Origin of the sequence: Pseudomonas brassicacearum subsp. brassicacearum, assembly GCF_008801605.1 — a bacterium.
GTDB classification, from domain to species: Bacteria; Pseudomonadota; Gammaproteobacteria; order Pseudomonadales; family Pseudomonadaceae; genus Aquipseudomonas; species Aquipseudomonas brassicacearum.
This window is the reverse complement of sequence record NZ_VZPJ01000001.1, coordinates 611,224-634,577: the sequence shown is the minus strand read 5'-3', so window position 1 is coordinate 634,577 and position 23,354 is coordinate 611,224. Positions and strand designations below refer to the sequence as shown.

Genomic DNA, 23,354 nt, shown 5'->3' with positions numbered 1-23,354 from the left:
TTTAACGATCGGAGTTAGTTCTGAGTAAGACGAAATGCATCCATGATTGCGTCCTGCATCAAGCTGGCGGTCCTGGACGCCCCTTGAGATTCGCGAGTGATAACAAACACGGGACGTTCCACCATGAACTCTGGCAGGGGTAGGCGATACAATGCGCCGCTCTCTACCCAGGGCTGAGCAATATGATCCGGAACTATCCCGACAAAGCCACCGCTCAGCAGTAATTGAACGGTCCCCTCGATGTGGTGGGCGAGGGTATTTGAGTTCTGCAGGAAAGAAGCGGGAGCTGTATCCTGCACCAGGTATCCTCGACGAACATAGCGTGCGGTCTGCTCGACAATCTGACGGGCTTTTTCTTCGCTTTTGCCGAACGCTTCATGATTGCGGCCGCAATATAACGCTGAGGCTTCCCGGCCGATTACCTGGTAGGTGAGGGAAGGGAAGTCCGATTTGCAGATAGTAATCCCCACCCCCGCCTTCTTTTCAGCCACTGCGCGCTCTACGGCATCAGGTGGTGCCACGCCAATGCTGAGGTTTACAAGCGGATACCGAGTACAAAAGCTTTGCAGTGCCGCGGCAATTGGGTTGCTCGGTGCGAAAGTGCAATGATCGATCAACCACAAGCTCAAATCACCTTTGACCTCGCCCTTCGAGCTGGCGAGGGTTTCGCGAAATTCATCGATCGAGTCGAGCAAACGGAGTATCGCCGTGTATGCGACTTGGCCTTCCTGAGTCAGTTGAAAGCCGCTACGACCGCGATGACAAAGCTGGCTCCCGAAACGGCTCTCCAGATCCGACAGTTGCCGGCTAATGGCCGAGATGCCCATTCCTGTCGCCTCTTCGGCAGCAGACAGTCCGCCGCATTCGACGACCGCTTTAAATAATCGCCAGTGCTTCAAATCAATATCGTGCAGAGGTGGTACCGATGGGGTGTTCAACTTTTTATACTCCAAATTCAAGGAGTAGAGCGCTTGTGTCGACAAGACGGGTCGCGCTCGGCCTTTTTGTTAGTGTTGTACACCAAAACAATTTTTTAGGAGAGGTTGCTGTCCAGATAGATGAGCGTTTCAGCCAGGACTCGAGTGCCGTCCAACAACTGCTGCTGGTCAAGCCATTCTTCTGGGCAATGACTTCGCCCATTCAGGCAGGGCACGAAAACCATCCCCATGGGGCCTGTTGCGCCCACGTAAACCGCGTCATGTCCGGCTCCACTGGGCATTGTCCTGTGTGAGTACCCCAGACGCTCTGCCACTTGGCTGACGGCTTCGATCACGATGGGCGAGCAGTCCGTTGGATCGGCGTAGGTCAAGGGTACTGATGTGATTGTCAACCTGAGGTCTGCCAGTACAGGCTTACAGCTAGCAAGCAATTGTTCCGGGAAGTCCAGCAAGACCTGTTTTGAATCGCTTCGAACTTCCAACACCATTTCTACCTTGCCAGGTACCGCATTTGGCACATTGGGGGTCACATCCAACCGACCCACTGTGGCAACCACGTAGTGAGGATTGCCATTCATGGTGGCGGCCATGTTTCGAGCTTCGCGAATCAGCTCTGCCGCACCAACCAACGCGTCGCGACGCAGGTCCATGGGGGTGGTACCCGCGTGATCAGGTAAACCGTGGACAGTTATGCCGACGCGACGAATACCAACGATGTTGGTTACCGAGCCGATGTGCAAGCCACTGCTTTCCAGAACGGGGCCTTGTTCAATATGGAGCTCAACAAATGCCGCAGTACTGTTTGGCGCCCGGAGTGCCTGGCCGAGTGCCTCTGGGGCGCCGCCAATACGTGTCAAAGCCGTGGCCAGAGTTTCACCTGCGCGGTTCTCCGAGGCCAGCATCTGCGAGGTCAACAACCCGGAGAATGCCCGGCTACCCACACAGGAAATGCCGTAGTCACTCGGCTCCTCGGAGAGAAAATCGATCACTTGCAATGGGTGGCGCAAAAGTCGACCAACGTCTTTCAGGGCGTGGGCAACTTCAAGCGCGGCCAAGACTCCGATGATGCCGTCAAACCGGCCACCCCCCACTACCGTGTCGCAGTGCGAGCCACTGATGAGCGGTTTCAGATTGGGCTCGCTACCATCGAGTTGACCAATCAAATTGCCGCCGGCATCCAACGTCACTGTAAGGCCCGCCAACTCGAATTCAGATCTCAACCATTGCCGGGCTCGTTCAAACTCCGGTGAAAAGGCGCGCCTGGTCCAAGGCACGTTTGGCAACGTAAATGCTGAAAGGGCATTGACCCGATTCCAGAGACGCTCGATGTTCAGTTCCAACGGTGAATCAATCATGTCAGTAGATACTCTGTGTTGATGGACGAGGACGAAGGAAACGGCCGTACCCGGGTTTATTGAGGATCTTCCCTTGATCGAAAACACTTTGGCCCCTGCAGTAGGTAGCCTTGACCCTGGCAGTAAACTCCATGCCTTCGAATGAGCTCCAGGTCACTGCACTCAGGCTGCTGGACGGGTCGTAGCGATAACGCTCTTGCGCCAACACCACAAAGTCAGCGTCCTGCCCCAACGCAAAATCACCTTTGCGGTCATCCAGGAGAAAGTGCTTGGCGGGGTTGTGGCTGAGTTGCTGCACAACGAGTGAAGGCGCCAGCCCCCTGCCTATGGCGCCAGTCCAAAAAGCTGGCAGGAGCGTTTCGAGGCCCGGGCCACCTGATGAATTACGGAACACGTTGGGATTCGCTTTGCGTTCCAGGCCCCAGCTGACGTGGTCAGAAGAAACGAACGTGCAGTGACCTTTGGCGATGTGCTCCCACAGCTTTTCGGTTTCGGCCTTGGGTCTGATCGGAGGGTAGTGCTTGGTTTTGGCGCCGAAGCGCCGTGTATGTTCTTCATGGTTGAGCATCAAATATTGAATGCAGGTTTCGATACTCGCCTTGTGTCCTGCCTTGCGGTACATCTCGCACAGTTCGAAGCCGCGACTGGTTGAAACGTGTACTGGATGGGCCCTGGCACCTGTCTGCGCACCAATCTCATAAATCAATGCGGTGGCAAGATCTTCCACCAGAGGGGGGTGAGCCCGAAGGAACGCATCCCAACCGGTATCGCCAGCCTCAATGAGGCGATTGATGTTCTTGCGCGTCAGTTCCTGCATCTGATTGTGCACGCCACACACAAGGCCAGAAGGTGCGATCAAGGTGAACAACTCTGCCAACAGGTCCTCTTCGATACGCGGAAAGCGGCCCGGTGCAGCTTCGAACGTCGAGAACTTGAAGGCGCAAGCTCCAGCCTCGATCAATCCGGGTATCGCTGCGACGCCATGGTTTTCGTTGACCGTGGCGAATAAACCTACATCGACATGGCAGGTTTCTTCGACCTCGCGGGCCTTGCGTGTCAGTTGTTCGGCACAGGCCACAGGTTCAGGATCGTCATAAGGCATGTCGACCATGACGGTAATGCCACCGGCAGCGGCAGCGCGGCTGGCCCAACCGAGACCCTCCTGGTTGGCCTGGCTGCCCGAATGAACCTGTCCATCGATGACCCCCGGCAAAATCCAGTGCCCACGTTCATCCAACGTGTCTCTGGCCGCAGGCGGCATGCCGCTTCCGCGAGCTGCAATGCGCCCGTCAATCACGGCTAGCCAGCCGTCTTCTGCGGTCTGCTGGCTATCGACGATGCGTCCACGTACTACCAGATCAAAATCACTCATACATCAGCCTCGTCATCGGGTGAATAAGCTTTGAGCGAGTATCGACAGAGGCAGGCAAGCCAACCATGCAGCAAGTGGCAACTTTACTTGCAACTTTTGGCATAGTTCTGAGCTGCTGAGGTTTGAATAATTCGAGCCATTCAAGGGGAAGCCTGCCAAAGGTGCTTCCGCATAACCTCAGCGAGAGTGGCTCGACATGACTCAGCAAAAAGCTAAACAAATCATGGCTGCCCGTGGCAGTACCTTGCGGTGCAAGGGATGGAAGCAGGAAACCATCCTGCGCATGTTGGAAAATAACTTGGAAAATGCTGAGGACGCTTCGCGTCTGATCGTTTACGGTGGTATTGGCAAGGCCGCGCGCAATTGGGAGAGCTATGACGCGATCGTCCAGTCGCTCAAGTCTCTGGAGAATGACGAAACGCTAGCGATCCAATCAGGTATGCCGGTTGCCATTTTCAAGACCCATCGTCTGGCGCCGCGGGTAGTGATGGCTAACAGCAACGTAATCAAAGCCGACTGGCCGAAATTCTATGACCTCAGTGCACAGAATCTGACGGCGTTCGCCTCGTATACCGCCGGCCCATGGCAATACATAGGCAGCCAGGGCGTGATTGAAGGCACCTTCGAGACCCTGGCGCTGGTGGCCGATCGTCACTTCGACAGCGCGTTGAAAGGCCGCATATTCTTCACGGCGGGCCTGGGGGGAATGGGCCGTTCGCAGCCATTGGCAATGACCATGCACGGCGGTGTAAGTGTCACCGTAGAAGTCCGCCAACAGAGCATCGTAGAACGTCTTGCCGCCGGCTATGCCGATGTCCAGGCGGCATCCCTCGAAGAAGCCATTGAAATGGCGGAGAGTGCCAAGCGTGAAGGGCGGGCATTGTCGATTGTCGTTCTGGGCAACATGGTCGACGCTCTGGAGCAGGCGCTTGGTTACGGCTGGCGGCCAGACATCGTCACCGAGATGTGCCCCTGCCATGACCCGTTTGCGCTGATCCCTTCCGGGTTGACGCTGGAAGACGCCGCGGCACTGCTGGAAACCGACCGTGACGCCTACATGGTCGCCTCTCGTCAATCGATGATCCGTATCGTCCGCGCGATGACTCGCTTCCAGGAAGCGGGTTCGGTGGTGTTTGAGTACGGCACCTTTGTGCGCAAAGAAGCCGTGGATGCCGGGATGTCCAAGGAAGAAGCCTTTGCCTATCCGGGCTGTATTGCCGAGTACGTGCGGCCATTGTTTTTCCTCGGTCGAGGTCCATTCCGCTGGACCTGTGTCTCCGGCGAAGTCTCTGACCAGAGGCGTCTGGATGATCTGGCATTGGAGATGTTCAAGGATGACAGCCTCGTCACTCGTTGGATCTCGACATCCCGTCATCGCTTGCCAGTAGAAGGGCTCCCAGCACGTATCTGCTTCCTCGGGTTTGGTCAGCGCCGGGCCTTCGGCCTTGCGGTCAATGCCTTGGTGCGTTCCGGTGAACTGGCCGGGCCGGTGGCTTTCTCCCGAGACAACCTGGATACCGGTTCGATTGCCAACCCGGCTTTTGAGACCGAAAACATGCTGGACGGCTCAGACGCAATCTCCGACTGGCCATACCTGAACGCCTTGCTGAACGTTTCGGCGATGGCCGACCTGGTCGCGATTCAGTCCAACGGCACCATGGGGATCTCTGCACACACCGGCGTAACGATGATTGCCGATGGTTCAGAGGAAGCCGATCTGCGCCTGGATGCGTGCCTTACGACGGACTCGGGCATTGGTGTCGTGCGCCACGCACAAGCCGGTTATCCAATGGCCAAAACCGTTTCCAAAGGGGAGGGGCCATTGACTGACAACGCCATCGAAATTCCTCTCTGGTGGTCCCCTCAAGCTACCCAGTACCGCGGGGAATAGGAAATCGTCATGGCCCTTCTTCATTTGATCGAACAGGTCAGCGTGGTCGGCATGGGCGATGCGACCGCCCAGGTTGTGGATGTATTGATTGATGGCGATCGCTTCGTTGGCCTGGCACCGCGAATCGATCTGTCCACGGTTAATCTCGACGAGTGTACCGACGGTCGGGGCAAGTTGCTGATTCCCGGGTTAATCAACGCTCATCATCATTCACACGATCGTTTCGACAAGGGCCGTTTTTCCGGTATTCCATTGGAAGTCTGGATGGGCTTATACAACCCGCCGTCTTATCGACGTGGTTGGACGGCCCGCGAGGTGTACCTGCGCACATTGCTGAACGGTATCGAAATGCTGCGAAGTGGCATCACTACCGTGGTCGATGACATTCACTTTGGCGGGCATCTGGAACCAGAGGTCGTGCATTCCGCGTTTCAGGCTTATTCGGACCTTGGGATGCGTGCCGATGTGAGTGTGGCGTGGGCTGACCGGCCGTTTCAAGAAGGTATTCCCTACCTGACCGAGCGGTTGCCCAACGACCTTAAGGGCAGTGTGTCGTCTCAGGCCGCAGAACGGGTACTCGAGCATTGGCAGGAGCTGGCCCGCAGTTGGAACGGCCGAGTGCGGTTTGTGTTTTCACCTTCCGGTCCGCAGCGCTGCAGTGCAGACTTTTTACAACAGACCTGGGCGCTGGCCGAGCAATACGATCGTCCGGTGCTGATCCATCTGTTGGAAACCCGGATCCAGGCACTGACGGCGGCGAAGTACTACGGCAAGCCGATGGCCGCTTACATGGACGACCTTGGCTTGCTGACTCCACGTAGTGTCCTGGCCCACGGGGTTTGGCTCTCACCTGACGAACTCGATCTTATAGCTCGTAGAGGCTCAAGTATCGTGCACAACCCTGCCTGCAATATGAAGCTGGGGAGTGGGGTGGCGCCTGTCGCTGAGATGCTGCGGCGTCACGTGAACGTCGGCTTGGGAACTGATAACAACAATGGCAATGACCTGAACTCGATGTTTGATGCTATGCGCCTGGCAGCGCTTTCGAACGCACTCCTTGATCAAAGCGCGGTCTGCCCGGTTGATGCGATACAGGCGTTCAACATGGCCACGCTCGGCGGCGCCAAAGCCGTCGGACGGGGCGCTCAGACAGGTTCGATCGAGGTAGGTAAACAAGCTGACTTCTGCCTGATCGACTTGAAGACCAGTGCCTTCACTCCGCTTAACGATGCTCTGACGCAGTTGGTTTTCTGCGAACAGGGGAACTCCGTGCGCGACGTCTATGTGGGCGGCCGCAAGTTGGTGGATCAGGGCCGAATTACTCGAATCGACGAGGAGGCGCTGATGCTTGAGTTAGTGGAACGCATGCCAACACTGCAAGGAAGAATTCGCAGCGGACAAAGCGCCAGTGACATCTTGCGACCCTATCTCGAGGACGCTTATCGAGATTGCCTGAACGACCCGCAAATGGGGGATATGCGCCAGTCAATCAACCAGTTTGATCGGTTCAAACTGGATACCAAACCGGTTTAGTTCGCTTCAACTCCTTTACGAACAGCGAGAAAAAAACATGAACACACTACAAAAAATTGTTCCAGGCGAAACGCGAATTTCTACCTGGCGTGCTATTTACAACGGAGCTCCGGCACGCCTTTGCGAAAGCGCAAGGGCTGGCATTGAGGCGGCAGCGAAGATGGTCGATACGCTGGTCGATAGCGGTCGCGCGGTCTATGGCTTGAACACCGGCTTCGGGAAACTGGCCAACGTACGGATCAGCGATGCAGACCTGTGCCAGTTACAGAAAAACCTTGTTATGTCGCATATGACCGGCTACGGCCCTGCGCTGGGGGCCGACGTTGTTCGTCTTGTCATGGCATTGAAAGTGGCGAGCCTAGGACGCGGTGCTTCGGGGGCACAGTATCGCACCGTGGAGTTGCTCGAAGACATGCGAGAGCGCGGAGTCATCCCGTTTATTCCTGCTCAGGGCTCGGTCGGTGCCAGCGGTGACCTGGCGCCTCTGGCACACATGACAGCAGTGATGATCGGCATGGGTCAAGCTTGGTATGAAGGCGAACTGCTTGACGGTGGCGAAGCCCTTGCTCGCGCTGGCCTGACTCCGATCGTGCTGGCGCCCAAGGAAGGTCTGGCGTTGATGAATGGCACTCAAGTGTCGACCGCATTGGCGCTGACCGGCCTTTTCGCCTTGGAAAACGCGTTCATGGCCGCTATCGCGATCGGCAGCCTGACCACCGAGGCCCTTGCCGGTATCGCGAGTCCGTTTGATCCACGCATCCAGGCATTGCGCGGCCATCCGGGACAGATCGCCGTGGGAGCCGCCTTCAAGCGACTGCTCGACGACAGTCCGATGCGGGCCATTTCCCAAGCGTCCGGCAAGGTGCAAGACCCTTATAGCATTCGCTGCCAACCGCAAGTGTTGGGTGCGTGCCTGGACATGATTCGCAACGCCAGTGTCATGCTTGAGATCGAGAGCAACGCGGCTTCCGACAACCCGCTGATTTTCGTTGAAACCGGTGAAGTCATTTCCGGCGGCAACTTCCACGCCGAGCCGGTAGCGTTTGCCGCAGACATGTTGGCCATCGCCATTACTGAAATCGGTAACCTGTCCGAGCGTCGCTGTAACTTGCTGCTCGATCCATCGTTTTCGGGTCTTCCGCCAATGTTGACCGTCGATGCAGGACTCCACTCGGGCTACATGACCGCACATATTTCTGCGGCCGCCATGGCCTCTGAAAACAAGCAGCGGGCGACCCCGGCCTCTATCGACACCATCCCGACTGCGGGCAATCAGGAAGATCACGTGTCAATGGCCACGCACGGCGCCCGCCGTCTTCTGAACATGACTCGTACCTTGCGCGGAATCCTCTCTATCGAGGCACTGTGTGCGGCTCAAGGTCTAGATCTGCGCGGCGGCGAACCATACAGCGCCCGCCTGGCACCGGTGATTGCCAGCATTCGCAGAAGCGTACCGGCAATGAACGTAGATCGGCCTATCGCTCCGGACATGGCCAGCGTTGCCGAGTTGATTCGCAGCGGCGCGCTGGTCGAGGACTGCCCGGAGCTGAAGACACTGTTCTAAGTGCGTCACCCATCGCCTGCCTGGTTGTGGAGGCGATGGATAACAAGAACCAGATCCAAACCTACTGAAGTCTGCCGATTACCTCATAGAGAAATAATCATGAATAAGAATCTCGTTGTGGCTTGTGTAGTGTTGCTCCTTTGCGCTCCCGGGGCAAAGGCTGAAGACGTGCTTCGCCTTGGCGTCGACCCGACTTATCCACCGCTCGAATACCGTGACGCGCAAGGCAAGATGATCGGTTTCGACATCGAGCTGGGTGATGAAATCTGTAAACGAATGGCCGTTAAGTGCGAATACATTCAGAGCAGCTTTGACGGTTTGATTCCGGGTTTGCTGGCACGCAAATTCGATGGCGTATTGTCGAGTCTATCGATCACCGAGCAACGCCTGAAACAGATCGACTTCAGCGCCAAACTCTCCAACCCCTCCACGCGTCTTGTGGCTCGTACTGGCTCGGGAATCTTGCCGACACCCGCTGGGCTTAAGGGTAAAACGGTGGGCTATCAGCAAGGCACCATTCAAGAGTCCTATGCCCGTACTTACTGGAAAGTCCCTGGCATAAAGCTCCAAGCCTACGCCAGCCAAGACCAGGTTTACGCTGATTTGGTGAATGGCCGTATCGATGCCTCGCTGCAGGATGAGGTGCAGGCGACCTATGCTTTTTTGAAAACAGATCAGGGTAAAGGCTATGAGTTCGCTGGCCCGATCATTGTTGATGCCAAGGTTCTGGGAAGTGGTACGGCGATAGGTCTTCGCAAGGAAGATCAGCATCTCAAGAGCGGTATAGACAAGGCCATTGCCGGGATGCTGGCTGATGGCACCTATAAAAGGATCGCCAGTAAATACTTCGACTTCGATATCTACGGCGGTTGACGGCACGCGCAATTTTGCCGCCATGACGGCTGGTTTAGAGCCATGGTCGGCCCTGTGTCGATCGTTCTGTACATCTATTGCGAGTAATGCGCCATGCAATGGCTTGAATATCTACCCTTGATTGCGAAAGGTGCCTTGAGTACCGTCGAATTAGCGCTGATAGCGCTGGTACTGGCTCTGTCTCTTGGGCTGATTAGCGCGTTGGCAAAACTGTCAGGCAAACCCTGGCTGTCCTTCCCCGCTCAGTGCTACACCACCTTAATCCGGGGGGTTCCGGATCTGGCGTTGATGTTGCTGTTGTTCTACACCATCCAAATTGGGATCAACCAGGTAACCGACAAACTCGCATTGGGTCGTTTCGACATCGACCCCTTTGCTGCCGGCGTCATAACCTTGGGTTTTATCTACGGTGCGTATTTCGCGGAAACGTTTCGGGGCGCCTTCTTGGCAATCGATAAAGGCCAAGCTGAAGCCGCCAGTGCCTATGGACTTTCGTCTCGGCAAACATTTCAAAAAGTGCTGCTGCCACAGCTGATCCGCTTTGCGTTGCCGGGTATCAGTAACAATTGGCAGGTGTTGGTCAAGGCGACGGCGCTGGTTTCGATCATTGGGCTCAGTGATCTGGTCATGGCCGCCCAAGAGGCGGGTCGGAGCACCCACCATACGCTGATGTTCATGATGATTGCTGGCGGGGTTTATTTCTGCCTGTCTGGTTTTTCCAGCTTGCTCTTGTACTGGGTCAAGAATCGCTCTGCAGGATGGGTGCGGGAGGCAGAATTATGATCGAACTCTTTCAAACTTATTGGCAGAGCTTCCTCTGGACCGACGGTCAGCAGTGGAGCGGGGTGGCTGTCACCTTGATGCTGTTAATTGTTTCCACACTCGGCGGCTTTATCTTGTCGATTCCCTTGGCCTTGGGCCGGGTGTCGTCGTTACGCTCCTTGAGCGCAGTAATCTGGTTGTACACCTATACCTTCCGGACCACTCCGCTGTACGTGCAGTTGCTGATTATCTACAGCGGCTTGTACAGCTTGGCGTTCATCCAAGATACGCCACTCCTTAACGACTTCTTCCGCGATGCCTATTGCTGCACCTTGCTTGCGTTTGTGCTCAATGAGTGCGCCTACATGACGGAGATACTGGTCGGCTCTATTCGCGCCAGTAGTCGGGGCGAAGTCGAAGCGGGAAGGGCCTTTGGCTTAAGTGCAACGACACTCAACCTCAAAGTAATACTGCCTAGTGCATTGCGGCGGGCGCTGCCGGCTTACAGCAACGAGGTCATTTTCATGCTGCATGGCACGACACTCGCGTTTACAGCCACGGTGCCAGACATCCTTAAAGTGGCTCGCGACGTCAATGCTGAAACCTATGCAACGTTTACCACCTACGGTCTTGCATCGCTGCTCTATCTGATGATCTCGTTTTGCATCATCGCCAGTTTCAATCGCGCCGAAAAGCGCTGGCTCAGGCACCTCAAGCCACGCAAGTCTCAAACAGACATCGAGCGCCCTGTCCCCCTCATCAAAGAAGGCAGCCTGGTATGAACGCCCTGACCGTTGAAAACATTCACAAAACCTATGGCAATCATAAAGTCCTGCACGGGGTCTCTTTGAGCGCCAAGCGCGGCGAAGTCATCAGCATCATTGGCTCGAGCGGTTCCGGTAAAAGTACCTTTTTGCGCTGCATCAACTTTCTTGAACAACCTGATAGCGGTCGGGTCAGTCTGGACAACCTGACCATTGATGTCGGTGCGGGCAAACCGATTCGTCCGGATCGCCGTGCCTTGCAGGGGCTACGCACTCGGCTGGCAATGGTTTTTCAGCACTTCAATCTTTGGGCGCACATGACGGTGCTGGAGAATGTCAGTATGGCTCCGGTTCATGCACTTAAGGTCAGCAAGGAAGAGGCCCGTACCCGAGCGATTGCTTATCTGGAAAAAGTAGGATTGGACGCGCGTTTCCATGACAGCTACCCGGCTCATCTATCCGGCGGCCAGCAACAGCGTGTGGCGATCGCACGTGCACTAGCTGTCGAGCCCGAGGTCATGCTGTTCGATGAGCCAACGTCCGCTCTGGATCCGGAATTGGTGGGGGAGGTGCTGAAGATCATGCAAGAGCTCGCCCAGGAGGGCCGGACCATGATCGTTGTGACCCATGAAATGAGTTTCGCCCGAAATGCTTCAACTCAAGTGGTGTTTTTGCACGGGGGAAAGATTGAAGAACAGGGCCAGCCTGAACAGCTCTTTGACAACCCACAGAGCACTCGTCTGCGCCAGTTTCTTGCGTTAGATCTCAAGTGATCGGTGACTCATTCGGCCGGAGAGTGGTCATGAAGCAAACAGCCTGGATCAAAGTCCCTGAGGCAATCTATGCCTTGAGGCGGGACATCCATCGCCACCCGGAATTAGCTTTCGAAGAGCAAAGGACCGCTGACTTGATTGCATGCACGCTCGAGTCGTGGGGTTTGGAGGTACACCGGGGGCTTGCGGGCACTGGAGTAGTGGGTACTTTGCGATGCGGTACCGGCAACAAATCCATTGGCTTACGGGCGGACATGGATGCGCTGCCAATTCAGGAACTCAACCAGTTCGATCATGCATCCATCCACGGAGGAAAAATGCATGCCTGTGGCCATGATGGGCACTGTGCAATGTTGTTGGCCGCGGCATTCGAACTCGCACGTACCCGACGCATCGATGGCACCGTGTATTTCATCTTTCAACCCGCCGAAGAACTTGATGCCGGTGCGAGGAAAATGATCGAGGAGGGACTTTTTGAGCTGTTTCCGATGAATGCGGTGTTCGGCATGCACAACTGGCCAGGTCTGGACGCGGGGCAGTTTGCTGTTCGCTCAGGGGCGATGATGGCCTCTGATACCGAGTTTCGTATCCGACTGTTTGGCAAGGGCGGGCACGCCGCGTTACCGCATCAATGCATTGACCCTCTGCAGCCCTTGATGCATGTCGCCCAAGCGTTGCAAAGCATCATTACGCGCAATCTGGATACCCAGGACTCGGCTGTGGTCTCCGTCACGAATGTCCATGCAGGCCGTGATGGAAGCCTGACCGTCGTCCCGGATGACGCCTGGTTGGGAGGAACATTCAGAGCCTTTTCCCGTGACGCCATGGCGTTGATCGAAAGGCGCATGACGGAGATCGCCAGAGGCGCTGCTGATGCCTTTGGCTGCCGTGTGGAAACGTCGTTCAAGTCCGATTATCCACCGCTCATCAATCACTTGTGCGAGACAAGCGTCTGTATTGAGGTCCTGCGAAAATTGGTCGGTGAGGAGCAGGTCATCACCAATGGGAAGCCCACCATGGCCGCCGAAGACTTCGCTCACATGCTCGAACATAAACCGGGGTGCTATGTATTCATCGGCAATGGCAATGGTGAGGGTGTTCATCGTGGTGCCGGTCATGGTCCAGGGCCATGTGTTCTGCACAACGCCAGTTTTGATTTCAACGACGATATCTTACCGATCGGAGCTACTTACTGGGTTCGCCTGGCTGAAACCTGGCTTCAGAAAGGTGCCATGAAAAAACCGCTGATTTAACCAACAGAATTCAGCGGCTAATGCCGATATAAACCAACCATTAGGAACGCCATGAAACTGGTCAAAAGCATTCGCCTGAAAGTATTATCCGAGCTTTATTCGATCTCTCGGTTGGACAGCAAAGCCCCGATCCCCGCCTGGGCGGATGGGGAAGGTTTTGTAAACATCGCGCGCTCTGCGGATGAACTGTCCATTGTCTGCCATCAAAGTCGCGTGCCCGAAGGCGTTAAAATCGATCGTGACTGGAGTTGTGTGCAGTTCGTTGGGCCCTTCGCATTCGATGAGACCGGCATTGTCCTGTCTGTCGTGCGCCCGTTGACCGAAGCCGGTTTCGGCGTGTTTGTGGTGTCCACCTTCGATGGCGACTTCCTGCTGCTCAAAGCAGACCGATTTACCGAAGGTCTTGCCGTGCTACGTGACGCAGGTCACTCGATTCTGAATTGAGCCCATCCGCCTCCGCATCCTCGCCGGATCACTCACCAGCTGAGCGCCACCTCATAAGTGTTCAGCTGATGTGAGTTCATCTTTGCAGCCACAACGAACGAATGGAGAACTATCCATGTCGCGTCTTTGGACATCGGCTTTACTCGACTTTCAAATGAAACTGGACCAGGTGCTGGTGCATGGCCCCGAAGGTTTTTTGGTTGGGCCCAAGGGGCTGTTGTTCGCTTATGAGTGGGTATGTGAAAAATTCCTGAACATAGCTGCTAAACATGGCATTGGTTTTTTCGGTGGCCAACCTGTGCATTTGGTGGTGGTGGATGGGGCTGACGCTGTATCGGGTTGTGTATGGCAAACGCTGCGTCCGTTGATGCTGGAACGTGATATCGAAACGTTCCGAATGCTTGGATATGCGGCTCAGATCAGCACGTGGGCACGCCAACATCGATTCTGTGGGGCGTGTGGTTGTGCTACGCAGGTGTCAGCAGTTGAAAGGTCCACTCGTTGCGCCGCGTGCGACCTGACTTACTTTCCCAGGCTTTCGCCTTGCATGATTGTGTTGGTGACACGTGACGATGAAGTCCTGCTCGCTCGGTCAGCGACCTTTCCCCCAGGTCTTTACAGCACCCTGGCAGGTTTCGTCGAACCCGGTGAGTCGATTGAAGAATGCGTCATCCGTGAAATTCGAGAAGAGGTCGGGGTCGACGTAAAAAACGTCAAATACATGGCCAGTCAATCTTGGCCCTATCCGCACTCCATGATGTTTGGTTTTCACGCAGAATATTCGTCTGGTGAAATAACGCCGCAAGCAGATGAAATTGAGGACGCGCGCTGGTTCAACCTCAACACCTTGCCGCAGCTCTCATCGCAACGGTCTATTTCCCGGTACCTGATCGACCTCTACCGTGCGCGAAGAGGTGGAATGGCAGATCCGCAACTGCCGAGGTGACTCTCCTACGTTGTTTTTTATCCCCTATGTTCAGTGAACAAGGCAGCTGGCAGGCGCTATTTGCTGCCTTTGGTGTGAGCACTGTTTGGATATGATCGGTCAGATGGGTTACGGGGCTGAGGACGAAGAGGAGGTGCGATCCATTGTCCTTTCAGTTCAGGAACGTATACGGTTAGGACGCATCACCCTTGGGGATGCGGTTCGACTACTGCGCAATGACGTTCTAAAAATGAATCAAGATGATTTCGCCAAGCAATGCAAAATATCCAGGAGGACCCTCAGCCAGTTTGAGCTTGGCTGTGGAAATCCCACGATGCATACCGTCAATTCAGTGTTGGAGCAGTTCGGCCTAACGCTATGTATAGGGAGGAGAGGAGATCAGCATATGAGGCACAACAACGACCGTGCGACCAAAATTGACTGATGGATTATTTCCAAGAAGCCCGACAGATAACTGCTTGCGCTGTGGGCGATTAAGCCATGCTGACTCAGCCTATCAGGGGGATTTGCTGTGCCGCTTTTGCGTCGGCTAAGCCGGTCAACCGAGGATCCTGAAAATTTCAGTTTTCGGCAATATGGCTCGAAGGCCGCTCGCCATCGAACCGACACCGAAACGGTGTTAGCTCGGGCCATTGCCGTGTTCAGCGCGGCGAGGGCGTATTGCGCTAACTATGAAAGCAAAATGAGTCTTGAGGAACTCCCTGCAGTTCCCAGCCATGACCGCGCCGAGAGGCTAGAACCGAGTCACGTTGCCTATCGCAAGAGCTTCACATACTTGTAGACCGTAGCCCTTCCCATCGACAAAACGTTGGCAATGTAATCCGTGGCACTACGCCCTTCGAAAGCGCCTTCGGCAAACAGCGCCTCGACCAGCAGACGCTTGTGGTTACGGGTCAGCCCGGGGAGCGAAAGATTATGTTCTTTCAACCACGCATGCAGAAAAGTGTTGATGCGTTCTTGCCAGTCGTCCCGAAACAATGCCTCGGGCTGCGGAAGGATTCGGCTAGGCTCAAAGAAACTATTCAACGCCTCGCGCGCCATTTCCAGTACCGAGAAATTCATGTTGATGCACAGTAGCGCTTCGGGCTCCTCGTCATCATTTCTCAGGACGCTCGTAATGGAGCGAATTTTCTGTCCATTCCAATTGAGCTTTTCGTAGGGGCCGAGGTTGCTGACGGCCTCGAAATCTCCCGGTAACTCATCCAGAGCGGAGTCGTCCCCAAGTTTTCGTTTGGAAATATTGTTGGCGATGTGGGCGATGGTCTGAGTTTTTATGTCGTGAATAATGACTTCAGCGTGAGGGAAATACAGCATCGCAATGCCGTCGGCGATGGCCTTGTAGTTGTTGAGTTTCTTCATGCTTTGGCAGGTCGCAAGGGAAGTCCAGTAGAGGGCAACTGTAGCATCTGCGCTATTTGACTACGAGCCGAGGCTCGCGATCATCCTGACGAGGGCCAACGAAAGTTTTTTCGATCTGCATATAGGTCAAGTCTGCTGAAGCCGCCTCCAGTTCCAGATGGCGCATGAACGCAAGCCAAGGGCCGACGGTGTCGCCGTCAGCACTATTTGCGCGCTCATACGCCACTGCACCGGACGATGCAGTTGGAAGCATCAGATATTGGCAAGGAACTGCGAAACCTTGTCCAAACCTTCTTTGAGTACTGACAGGTCATTGGCATAGCCAATCCGCACGTAGCCCTCGATGTCCAGAGCACTGCCAGGCGTGAACATGACGCCTTTGCTTTCCAGCAACTTGATGCACAGGTCACGGGAGGAAAGGTCCGTGTCAATTTTCAGAAGAGCAGTGGTGCCCGACTTTGGTTTGACGTAGGAAACTTTAGGTTCCTTCGCGACCCATTGATCCAGGTACGCGAGGTTGGTCCGGGTAATGGAATGGTTGCGAGACAAAATTTTGTCTTTGTTCTCTAGGGCGATGCTGGCGAAGTGGTCATCAAGCATGCCGACACTGATAGTGTTGTAGTCACGATGAATCGATACGCGGTGAATCAGTTCGGTGGGTGCGACGATCCAGCCAAGACGCAGGCCAGCCAGCGAGAAAGCCTTGGACATACTGGCGGTGCTGATGCCTTTCTCGTACAAATCGGCCACTGAAACGGTAAATCCATCGCCGTGCTGATCAACGCCGCGGTAGACCTCGTCGCTGAGCAGATATGCCCCGGCCGAACGGGCAATTGCTACAATTTTTTCCAGCCGCACCTGATCCATCAATGCACCGGTGGGGTTGTTTGGATTATTGATGGCGATCACTTTAGTGTTCGAGCGAACCAACGCTTGCAATTCTTCCAAGTCTGGAAGGAAAGCATTTTCCTCTCGCAAACGAAGAATCGAAACCTCGGCACCGTAACTCTCTGGAATCGAGTAGTGCTGCTGATAGGTCGGTGCCACCGAAATAACGTGATCGCCTGGTTCAACAAGCGTTTCATACACAAGGGCGTTAGCACCAATGGCTCCGTGGGTGATAACCACGTTCTCCTTGTTCTGTCTCGAGTACAAGGCCGCCACATTGTTACGCAGGCGATCGGAGCCTTCGATGGCACCGTAAGTCATTTTCAGCGGCAGCAACTCAGCGAGGATGCTGTCTTTCTTGCCAGCCATTTCCAGCAGTTGCTCGATAGTCAAAGACTCGACGCAGGTTTCTGCCAAGTTGTACTTGCATTCGTTTTCGTAGGCGTTCATCCAGATTTCAACGCCGAACTCTCTGATTTTCATAGGAGTACCTTTTGTTTTGTTGGATTGGTAAGCAAGCGGTGCTCAGCCTTGAGCCAGCGCCTTGTAGACTTCCAGGGAGATCGCCACGTCCTCCAGGCCTAAACCGATGGAGCGGAAAAACACATGACGGTCGTAGGCAGGCAGGGGCGCGGTCCCGTTGGAAAGTTCCGCCAGATCTCCGGCCAAGCTTTCGGTGGACCACCATTGACGCTCGGTTGCGATAACCATTTCACCCGCGGCCAGCGGCGTGGTGTGGCGGTAGTCGCAATACACATCCATCTTCGATAGCTCCTGCGGCGCGATTTCATGGGCCCGATACGCATTGGTGCTTATTGATGTAATCAGCGTGGGCTGGCCCAGAATTTCCGTTTGCAGTACGGGCTGGGGGGATGACGTGCACAACATCACCACATCGGCGTTGGACACGGCTTGCGATTGCAGCTCACATAACGCGATGCGGGGATCAATGGCCATGATGGCCTCGTGTTGTTTGTCGCTAAGTGTTGGGATCTCCAGGGAGTGGATAGAAATTTTTTCCCACTCTCGCAGCCCCTTCACAAACTCAATGTGAGCCAGTGCAATTGGGCCGCTGCCGATCACGGCCAGGCGCTTGCTACCTTTCGGCGCCAGAGAGTCGATGGCGAGCGCCGTGGTGGCGGCAGTGCGCAAAGTGGTCAGCAGGCCCGCATCTGCAAGCAACAGCGGCGCTCCTGTTTCCATGGACATCAGCATGGTCCAAGCCGTTACTAGAGGTTTGCCCTCGGTCTTGATGTAGGGGGAGGTCTTGATGCCATAAACCTGTTCCTGGCTCATGACCCCCAGATAGTTGATGAAGTCCCCCTGGCCGTTGGGAAACTCTACGAGCTGTTGCGGTAGCTGAATCGCGTGGTCTGCTGCCAGGGAGATGAACAGGCTACGCATGGCGGCCAGCACATCCAGTTTGGGAAGCAGCGCCTTGATGTCACTTTCTTGGACGATGAGAGGGGCTTGTGTGGAAGAGGACATGGATAACGCTCTCTAAGGTGGCTATGGAGGCGGATATCGCGAGTGAGAAAAGAATTCCTCATTCGTGGAATTAAAATCCATTATGGATATATTGTTCTCTTTTACAAGCGGTATTTCCGTACATAAAAGCGCCATCAGGATTCGTTGGCCCAACGAAACTGGGGCCTATTGGCCCCAGGCTGACACGGTGTTGTGGGTGCATTTTTTATTAAGGTGGGCAGGGTGTGTCGGGCCGAGCAAGCGCGCTGAGCCGCTGCCGATTCTTTAAAGTTTTTTATGGATGTATGAGCAACACATAAGTAGCTACTCGCCCACAGTAGGTGGCATCAATCACTGACCATAAACATCAAAATCGAAGTACTTGGCGTTGATGGCTTGGTAAATACCCTTGGCCCGCAAGGCTTTTATGGCGTCATTAAAGCGCTGTACATACGGTGTATCGCCTTTTCGCAAGGCGATACCAATGCCATTACCGAAATATTTCGGATCGGTTAACTGGGGACCAGCAAAAGCGAATCCATGGCCCGCAGGCAATTTTAGAAGAGACTCGCTAAGAATGATCTGGTCCGCGACAGTTCCATCAAGCCGGCCGGAATTCATGTCCAGATAAATTTCATTTTGCGAGGTATAGCGTACGATCTCCGCTCCTTTAGGCGCCAGGGTCTCTGTCGCGAAGCGGTCGTGGATGCTGGAGCGCTGCACGCCGATGCGCTTACCACTTAATCCGGAAAGGTCATCCCCAATTTGTGTTCCGCTTTTCATCACCAGCCGAGCGGGGCTCTGGTAATACCTATCCGTGAAATCCACAGATTTCTTACGCTCTTCAGTGATCGACATCGACGACAAAATCGCATCGACTTTTTTCACTTTCAGAGCCGGAATCAGGCCGTCATATTCCTGCTCGATCCATTGGCACTTGATCTGCATCTCTGCGCAAAGCGCGTTGCCTATCTCGTAATCGAAACCGACAATTTCACCATTTGGCGATTTGGAGGCAAATGGGGGGTAGGCCGCTTCTATGCCTATCTTCAACGTTTCATCCGCTGCCTGGGCCATGGACAGGGGGAGGGTGAAGGTGAGCGCCATGCCGATAAACACTGCTTGGATTTTCATTGTGATGCCTCAGATGGATTATTGGTTTTGTTGGAGAAGCCGCGAAAAGCAGCTCGCCAAGGCAGGTGAAAATTGGATTACTATTGTTTTTTGATAGGGTGATCTACCTACTTCGTTTGTTAGAAGGCGTGCATTAACTGGCCGGTAATGCGTCCCGGAAGTGGCTCGGTGCCGGCTGCCATGCCTATTCGTTGCCCCACGCGAACCAACCTGATGTGATGGCGGGCTACAAGGATGCCTTGCAGTGGACTGAGTACCGGAATACGCGGTGTTCCGAGTGGGTTGTCTAAGGGGAGGATCTCGGCGATGATTTCCCCATGTTGTACCGCTGCACCGAGCGCTTTTCTCCAGGCGATGATGCCCGTCCCGGAGGCCTCCAGATGGGCGACTCCTTCCAACGGATAAACCGTCACGTGCTCCGGCTCAATAGGCGCCTCTGTGTCATCGTCCAGGCGGATTAAGCCTTCTGTCGATAGAAAGCGCAGCAAGCCCAAAGCGTCCTGTTCCGCGATGGCGTCTTCCACATCGGCCTGGCCGCGTAATTCGACGGTAGCTGAGAAACCCGCACACTCAGCATCCACGAAGCCTTTGCCATGCAAGACCTTCCAGGCTTTTGCATACGCCTCGTCCAGGGGCAAACCGCCTGCTTCTTCTTCGAGAAATACCGCTTTAACACCCATGCTCGTGGCAAGGCGGGTCGACCGCTCACGCTGGTTGAGGTTGGCGTAGATGTGCAGAATGCTGGAGGTGTCGCAGTGGAGGTCAATGAACAAGTCATGTTGCAAGGCTTCGTGGAGAAGCAGATGTTTATTTGCGGCCACGGTTTCGGCGGGTACTGAATCGCCCAAGGCAGAGAGCAGCAAAAACTTCATCGCACACACATCGTTATGGGCCGGGCGCGCTTGCGTCAGGAGGGTCTCCAACTGGGTGGTGATATTGGGAAAGTTACGATTAAAGTTCTCGCCGGTGGCCAGGTTGAAGCGTCCAGGCAGTTGTCCGAACACTTGCTGTCCCATACCGACCGGGTTGGCAAACGGTCTGATCACTATCCGACCGTCAATCCGTCCTTCCTGCTCTAATCGTTGCAGATGGACCAGTAGATTCTGAATCACCAGAAGACCAGGGTGCTCATCGGCATGCAACCCGGCCTGGATATAGGCGCTGCGCTGACCTGAACCGCCGCTGAAGGTGTGTTTATAGAGCTTGTGTGCTACGCCCGGAGTTTGGGATGGAAGCGTAATCTCTACCGTTTGGGGCATGCTTGCGAACGCCTATTCTGTGTGTTTTTTGTCTACTATGGACATATAGTCTCTAATATTCAAGTGGCGGAGGGTTGCTTGCGCTCTGCGCAATCATTCGCTTTAGCGGACGAGTGAGAGAAACTGTCCAGCGTTATGAGCGTTCCGATGACGAATGGGAGGGCTCACCAAGAGCAGCGCATCTGAATCGATGTCGTTCGCTAGGGTCCTGTTATTCGAGGAGTCAGCTATCCACGGGCCTTCGGCCGGATCGCATTCCTGTGATGAGTGTCAGATTCTTACTTGGTTGGTTTGTGTTAGTTGCAGTGAGATTGCTTACCGTCCGGCTGGCTATGGATAGAAGCAAATGACACAGCCCGGAATCACGCTTTCTTGGCCCTTGATATTCCCCAAAAACAAGTCCAGGATTAAGTTTTTTCCTGCTCCTGCAAGAAAATAAAACCCTTAGATTTCAACGGGTCGGACACCAGATACGAGTCTCGTTTCCGCTCCAATTATTTTTCTATAGACTTCCATTGAAGTATTTAGAAGTCAAAGAAAGAGGCCTCGGCCTCTTTTTTCGTTCCAGTAAAGTCTACTCTGATACATTAGTATCCACGATTTTTTAGTACATTTTTTAGTACATCAATTCGACGCTTGGTAAATCAGTTTTTTGAGCAGCTTGGTACTCTGAAAACTGTACAACACACCTTCATTTCATATGAGGGAGTTAGTACGATGGTCCTTACCAATACGGCGATCCGGCACGCCAAACCTCGCGCCAAAAACTATACCCTTCCTGACTTTGATGGCCTCGCACTTTTCGTGAATACGAAAGGCACCAAGAGCTGGCACTTCCGCTTTTCCTGGGCGGGCAAGCAGCCTCGTATTTCGCTCGGTACTTATCCTGAAATAGGTCTGCGCAATGCTCGCGCTCTGCGTGATATCGCCAGGGCGCAGGTCGCGAAGGGTATCGATCCCCGCGACCAGCGACGGCTTGAGCGCAATGCCAAACTGTTGGCGGAGAGAACACCTTCTTAGATCGATGTGGTACAAATTTTCGGCCCTTAGGGGAGCGGGACCGCCGGGAATTCAAGCAGTGCTGAGTTGGGTTATGCCAACTCTTTCGATCCACCATTGCTGGTCTTTAGCTCGCTCGCCACACCTGAAAGCCAAGATCGTATCCTTAGACTTTTCGTCCCCAGAGTCACCGTGCTGATCGACGGCATGGCGTGCTCCCCTCAATCCTACCTATGTATCCGGATGAATGGAGGCTAGGCCAGGGCTGGGGTTATCAAAGATATGCTAGTATTTGATAGCGCAGATAACTGGTGAGGAGATTTCCATGAGCGTTACAGAGCAGTCGGGCGTCTCCACTTTGGTCGGTACGCCTAAGGAGGCTCGGGCGAGCTTAAGCCGCTCGCATGCGGATCGAGTGCTGGTCGTGTCTTTTGATCAGGTCAACCTCAGCGTATTTGAGGCGTTGGCGGAAAACTTCGCCAATGTGGCTTCTTCGATGTACGAGGTGCTGCAGGAGCGTCAGGACCCGAAGTCGCTGGAGCGACTGGCCGAGGTGTTTGTGACGCGTAAGCCGCCTTCGCCTCGACTGCTAAAGGAAGCGGCAATGCTGGTCCAAGCCCGCAAAGCGGTGTTGGAAAGCGGTGACTGGCTGACCGCCGCAGACATCGCCCAGGTGGCCCAGTTGAGTACCCGAAACCCGAGTGCCCAGCCCAACAAATGGAAAAAACAGGGGCAAATCTTTGCCATCAGTCACGGTGGGGTCGACTATTTCCCGGGTTACGGCTTGGATCCGGATGCGGGCTATCGGCCGTTCAAGGCATTAGCCAAAGTCATCGAGGCTTTCGCTGGCCACAAGGACGGCTGGGGTATGGCTTACTGGTTCCGCTCAGATAACAGCTTTCTGAGCGGCAAAAGACCTCAGGACCTGTTGGCATCGGCGCCTGATCGGGTGATTGCTGCAGCACTGGATGAAATCCAAGGCATTGTCCATGGCTAAGCAGCGTACCGAGTCCAGTGAGGGTAGGGCGACGCCTCCCACGGATTTGGCAGCGTCCGTTACCCCAGTGCCTGCGGCTACGTTGCACGTCACGTTCACCGTGATCGCCAAAGGCGATGTGCTTCACCGTGTGCACCAGGATAAGTATCAGCCTGATCAATTCAATCCTGGTGTGCACGGCAACGCACGCTTCAGCCCGATCCAGGATGATCAGGGGCGGGCGATTCCCACCTTGTATGGCGGCACGACAGTCGATTGCGCCTTGATGGAGACCGTCTTCCACGACGTTCCCCATACGGCTGGGTTTAAAAGCTTCGACAAAGGCAAGCTGACTGGACAGGTGCATTCTGCCGTCCAGGTTAGCCAACCGCTGCACCTGGTTGATCTGTCCAGCGTGCCACTGCGGAAACTGGGCATCACGCGCAAACAACTGATCGACACCGATAAAGATCAATATCCTGCGACACGCAAATGGGCCGAGGCAATCCACCGTCAGTGTCCAGATGCCCAAGGGCTGTCTTGGGTGTCGCGACAAGATGATTCGGCACGGGCGGTGGTGCTCTTCGGTGACCGGGTTCCTGACGGCGCACTCCATCCGCAGGGGGTATCACGCAGCTTGACCGGCGACTCGACTGCGTTCGACACGGTGCTAGATCTGGCAGAGCGGATTGGGGTCGTTATCATCGCGGGAAAAAGCTGAGTCAAAATGGCCGAACAGTACCCCTAAAATTCGCTCTCTGAAGCCGGAATTGCCATTCATTAGAACTCGCTGAGGAGGGCGGG

At 54.9% G+C, this 23,354-nt stretch carries 21 protein-coding genes and 1 pseudogene; 14 read left to right on the top strand and 8 right to left on the bottom strand.

Annotation, left to right across the window (positions count from 1 at the left end; genetic code table 11):
• Positions 1-14 precede the first annotated feature (14 nt).
• The 3 genes from F7R20_RS02770 to F7R20_RS02760 form a co-directional block, all read right to left on the bottom strand.
• Entirely contained in the window at positions 15-938 is a 924-nt protein-coding gene (locus F7R20_RS02770; protein ID WP_162276483.1) for a LysR family transcriptional regulator, read from the bottom strand.
• Between the two features lie 95 nt (positions 939-1,033).
• On the bottom strand, positions 1,034-2,293 hold the full coding sequence (locus F7R20_RS02765) for a Zn-dependent hydrolase (protein WP_081352519.1): 1,260 nt from the start codon (positions 2,291-2,293) through the stop codon (positions 1,034-1,036).
• Between the two features lies 1 nt (position 2,294).
• Positions 2,295-3,665 carry a dihydroorotase gene (locus F7R20_RS02760; RefSeq protein WP_081352520.1) on the bottom strand — a complete coding sequence of 457 codons (1,371 nt, stop codon included), beginning with the start codon at positions 3,663-3,665 and terminating at the stop codon, positions 2,295-2,297.
• A 196-nt stretch (positions 3,666-3,861) separates the two neighbouring features.
• On the opposite strand from F7R20_RS02760, the gene F7R20_RS02755 reads away from it, so the two are divergent.
• The 11 genes from F7R20_RS02755 to F7R20_RS32210 all read left to right on the top strand — a co-directional run bounded on the left by F7R20_RS02755 (position 3,862) and on the right by F7R20_RS32210 (position 14,892).
• Positions 3,862-5,556: a urocanate hydratase gene (locus F7R20_RS02755; protein ID WP_081352521.1), complete on the top strand. Its 1,695-nt coding sequence runs from the start codon at positions 3,862-3,864 to the stop codon at positions 5,554-5,556.
• A gap of 9 nt (positions 5,557-5,565) precedes the next feature.
• On the top strand, positions 5,566-7,089 hold the full coding sequence (locus tag F7R20_RS02750; RefSeq protein ID WP_081352522.1) for an amidohydrolase family protein: 1,524 nt from the start codon (positions 5,566-5,568) through the stop codon (positions 7,087-7,089).
• A 37-nt stretch (positions 7,090-7,126) separates the two neighbouring features.
• Positions 7,127-8,653: a histidine ammonia-lyase gene (gene hutH / locus F7R20_RS02745; protein ID WP_081352523.1), complete on the top strand. Its 1,527-nt coding sequence runs from the start codon at positions 7,127-7,129 to the stop codon at positions 8,651-8,653.
• Between the two features lie 99 nt (positions 8,654-8,752).
• Entirely contained in the window at positions 8,753-9,526 is a 774-nt protein-coding gene (locus F7R20_RS02740; RefSeq protein ID WP_081352524.1) for an ABC transporter substrate-binding protein, read from the top strand.
• Positions 9,527-9,619: 93 nt separating this feature from the next.
• Positions 9,620-10,309, top strand: coding sequence for an ABC transporter permease (locus tag F7R20_RS02735; protein ID WP_081352525.1), 690 nt, complete (start codon positions 9,620-9,622; stop codon positions 10,307-10,309).
• A complete protein-coding gene (gene hisM, locus F7R20_RS02730; RefSeq protein ID WP_081352526.1) occupies positions 10,306-11,070 on the top strand; it encodes a histidine ABC transporter permease HisM in 765 nt (254 codons plus the stop codon). The genes F7R20_RS02735 and hisM overlap by 4 nt, the downstream gene beginning before the upstream one ends.
• On the top strand, positions 11,067-11,825 hold the full coding sequence (locus F7R20_RS02725; RefSeq protein ID WP_081352527.1) for an ATP-binding cassette domain-containing protein: 759 nt from the start codon (positions 11,067-11,069) through the stop codon (positions 11,823-11,825). The genes hisM and F7R20_RS02725 overlap by 4 nt, the downstream gene beginning before the upstream one ends.
• 29 nt (positions 11,826-11,854) lie before the next feature.
• Entirely contained in the window at positions 11,855-13,078 is a 1,224-nt protein-coding gene (locus F7R20_RS02720; RefSeq protein ID WP_081352528.1) for a M20 aminoacylase family protein, read from the top strand.
• Between the two features lie 51 nt (positions 13,079-13,129).
• Positions 13,130-13,522, top strand: a complete 393-nt coding sequence (locus tag F7R20_RS02715; protein WP_081352529.1) for an ACT domain-containing protein — start codon at positions 13,130-13,132, stop codon at positions 13,520-13,522.
• A 115-nt stretch (positions 13,523-13,637) separates the two neighbouring features.
• Positions 13,638-14,468 (top strand): NAD(+) diphosphatase, encoded by an 831-nt coding sequence (gene nudC, locus F7R20_RS02710; RefSeq protein WP_081352530.1) that lies wholly within the window; start codon positions 13,638-13,640, stop codon positions 14,466-14,468.
• A 91-nt stretch (positions 14,469-14,559) separates the two neighbouring features.
• Positions 14,560-14,892: a helix-turn-helix domain-containing protein gene (locus F7R20_RS32210; RefSeq protein ID WP_081352531.1), complete on the top strand. Its 333-nt coding sequence runs from the start codon at positions 14,560-14,562 to the stop codon at positions 14,890-14,892.
• Between the two features lie 329 nt (positions 14,893-15,221).
• Here F7R20_RS32210 and F7R20_RS02700 read toward each other — a convergent pair whose 3' ends face one another.
• The 5 genes from F7R20_RS02700 to F7R20_RS02680 all read right to left on the bottom strand — a co-directional run bounded on the left by F7R20_RS02700 (position 15,222) and on the right by F7R20_RS02680 (position 20,575).
• Positions 15,222-15,827, bottom strand: a complete 606-nt coding sequence (locus tag F7R20_RS02700; RefSeq protein WP_081352532.1) for a helix-turn-helix transcriptional regulator — start codon at positions 15,825-15,827, stop codon at positions 15,222-15,224.
• Between the two features lie 252 nt (positions 15,828-16,079).
• Positions 16,080-17,198, bottom strand: coding sequence for an aminotransferase (locus F7R20_RS02695; RefSeq protein ID WP_081352533.1), 1,119 nt, complete (start codon positions 17,196-17,198; stop codon positions 16,080-16,082).
• A gap of 42 nt (positions 17,199-17,240) precedes the next feature.
• The gene (locus F7R20_RS02690) at positions 17,241-18,203 is read right to left on the bottom strand and encodes an ornithine cyclodeaminase family protein (protein WP_081352534.1); all 963 of its coding nucleotides are present in this window, start codon (positions 18,201-18,203) and stop codon (positions 17,241-17,243) included.
• 330 nt (positions 18,204-18,533) lie between these two features.
• Positions 18,534-19,316 (bottom strand): ABC transporter substrate-binding protein, encoded by a 783-nt coding sequence (locus F7R20_RS02685; protein ID WP_081352535.1) that lies wholly within the window; start codon positions 19,314-19,316, stop codon positions 18,534-18,536.
• A 119-nt stretch (positions 19,317-19,435) separates the two neighbouring features.
• Positions 19,436-20,575 carry a succinylglutamate desuccinylase/aspartoacylase family protein gene (locus F7R20_RS02680; protein WP_081352536.1) on the bottom strand — a complete coding sequence of 380 codons (1,140 nt, stop codon included), beginning with the start codon at positions 20,573-20,575 and terminating at the stop codon, positions 19,436-19,438.
• A 717-nt stretch (positions 20,576-21,292) separates the two neighbouring features.
• On the opposite strand from F7R20_RS02680, the pseudogene F7R20_RS02675 reads away from it, so the two are divergent.
• The 3 genes and pseudogenes from F7R20_RS02675 to F7R20_RS02665 form a co-directional block, all read left to right on the top strand.
• Positions 21,293-21,580, top strand: a pseudogene (locus F7R20_RS02675) (Arm DNA-binding domain-containing protein); the annotation flags it as partial.
• 319 nt (positions 21,581-21,899) lie between these two features.
• Positions 21,900-22,571 carry a hypothetical protein gene (locus F7R20_RS02670; RefSeq protein ID WP_081352538.1) on the top strand — a complete coding sequence of 224 codons (672 nt, stop codon included), beginning with the start codon at positions 21,900-21,902 and terminating at the stop codon, positions 22,569-22,571.
• Positions 22,564-23,271, top strand: a complete 708-nt coding sequence (locus F7R20_RS02665) for an RES family NAD+ phosphorylase (RefSeq protein ID WP_081352539.1) — start codon at positions 22,564-22,566, stop codon at positions 23,269-23,271. The genes F7R20_RS02670 and F7R20_RS02665 overlap by 8 nt, the downstream gene beginning before the upstream one ends.
• Positions 23,272-23,354: the final 83 nt, after the last annotated feature.

What these genes read in the sequence shown, in the direction of transcription:
- F7R20_RS02765 (WP_081352519.1), bottom strand. Translation starts at nt 2,293, where the DNA reads ATGATTGATTCACCGTTGGAACTGAACATCGAGCGTCTCTGGAATCGG.
- F7R20_RS02690 (WP_081352534.1), bottom strand. Translation starts at nt 18,203, where the DNA reads ATGTCCTCTTCCACACAAGCCCCTCTCATCGTCCAAGAAAGTGACATC.
- hutH (WP_081352523.1), top strand. Translation starts at nt 7,127, where the DNA reads ATGAACACACTACAAAAAATTGTTCCAGGCGAAACGCGAATTTCTACC.
- F7R20_RS02695 (WP_081352533.1), bottom strand. Translation starts at nt 17,198, where the DNA reads ATGAAAATCAGAGAGTTCGGCGTTGAAATCTGGATGAACGCCTACGAA.
- F7R20_RS02760 (WP_081352520.1), bottom strand. Translation starts at nt 3,665, where the DNA reads ATGAGTGATTTTGATCTGGTAGTACGTGGACGCATCGTCGATAGCCAG.
- hisM (WP_081352526.1), top strand. Translation starts at nt 10,306, where the DNA reads ATGATCGAACTCTTTCAAACTTATTGGCAGAGCTTCCTCTGGACCGAC.
- F7R20_RS02740 (WP_081352524.1), top strand. Translation starts at nt 8,753, where the DNA reads ATGAATAAGAATCTCGTTGTGGCTTGTGTAGTGTTGCTCCTTTGCGCT.
- F7R20_RS02755 (WP_081352521.1), top strand. Translation starts at nt 3,862, where the DNA reads ATGACTCAGCAAAAAGCTAAACAAATCATGGCTGCCCGTGGCAGTACC.
- F7R20_RS02715 (WP_081352529.1), top strand. Translation starts at nt 13,130, where the DNA reads ATGAAACTGGTCAAAAGCATTCGCCTGAAAGTATTATCCGAGCTTTAT.
- F7R20_RS02680 (WP_081352536.1), bottom strand. Translation starts at nt 20,575, where the DNA reads ATGCCCCAAACGGTAGAGATTACGCTTCCATCCCAAACTCCGGGCGTA.
- F7R20_RS02665 (WP_081352539.1), top strand. Translation starts at nt 22,564, where the DNA reads ATGGCTAAGCAGCGTACCGAGTCCAGTGAGGGTAGGGCGACGCCTCCC.
- F7R20_RS02725 (WP_081352527.1), top strand. Translation starts at nt 11,067, where the DNA reads ATGAACGCCCTGACCGTTGAAAACATTCACAAAACCTATGGCAATCAT.
- F7R20_RS02700 (WP_081352532.1), bottom strand. Translation starts at nt 15,827, where the DNA reads ATGAAGAAACTCAACAACTACAAGGCCATCGCCGACGGCATTGCGATG.
- F7R20_RS02750 (WP_081352522.1), top strand. Translation starts at nt 5,566, where the DNA reads ATGGCCCTTCTTCATTTGATCGAACAGGTCAGCGTGGTCGGCATGGGC.
- F7R20_RS02670 (WP_081352538.1), top strand. Translation starts at nt 21,900, where the DNA reads ATGAGCGTTACAGAGCAGTCGGGCGTCTCCACTTTGGTCGGTACGCCT.
- F7R20_RS02685 (WP_081352535.1), bottom strand. Translation starts at nt 19,316, where the DNA reads ATGAAAATCCAAGCAGTGTTTATCGGCATGGCGCTCACCTTCACCCTC.
- nudC (WP_081352530.1), top strand. Translation starts at nt 13,638, where the DNA reads ATGTCGCGTCTTTGGACATCGGCTTTACTCGACTTTCAAATGAAACTG.
- F7R20_RS02720 (WP_081352528.1), top strand. Translation starts at nt 11,855, where the DNA reads ATGAAGCAAACAGCCTGGATCAAAGTCCCTGAGGCAATCTATGCCTTG.
- F7R20_RS32210 (WP_081352531.1), top strand. Translation starts at nt 14,560, where the DNA reads ATGATCGGTCAGATGGGTTACGGGGCTGAGGACGAAGAGGAGGTGCGA.
- F7R20_RS02735 (WP_081352525.1), top strand. Translation starts at nt 9,620, where the DNA reads ATGCAATGGCTTGAATATCTACCCTTGATTGCGAAAGGTGCCTTGAGT.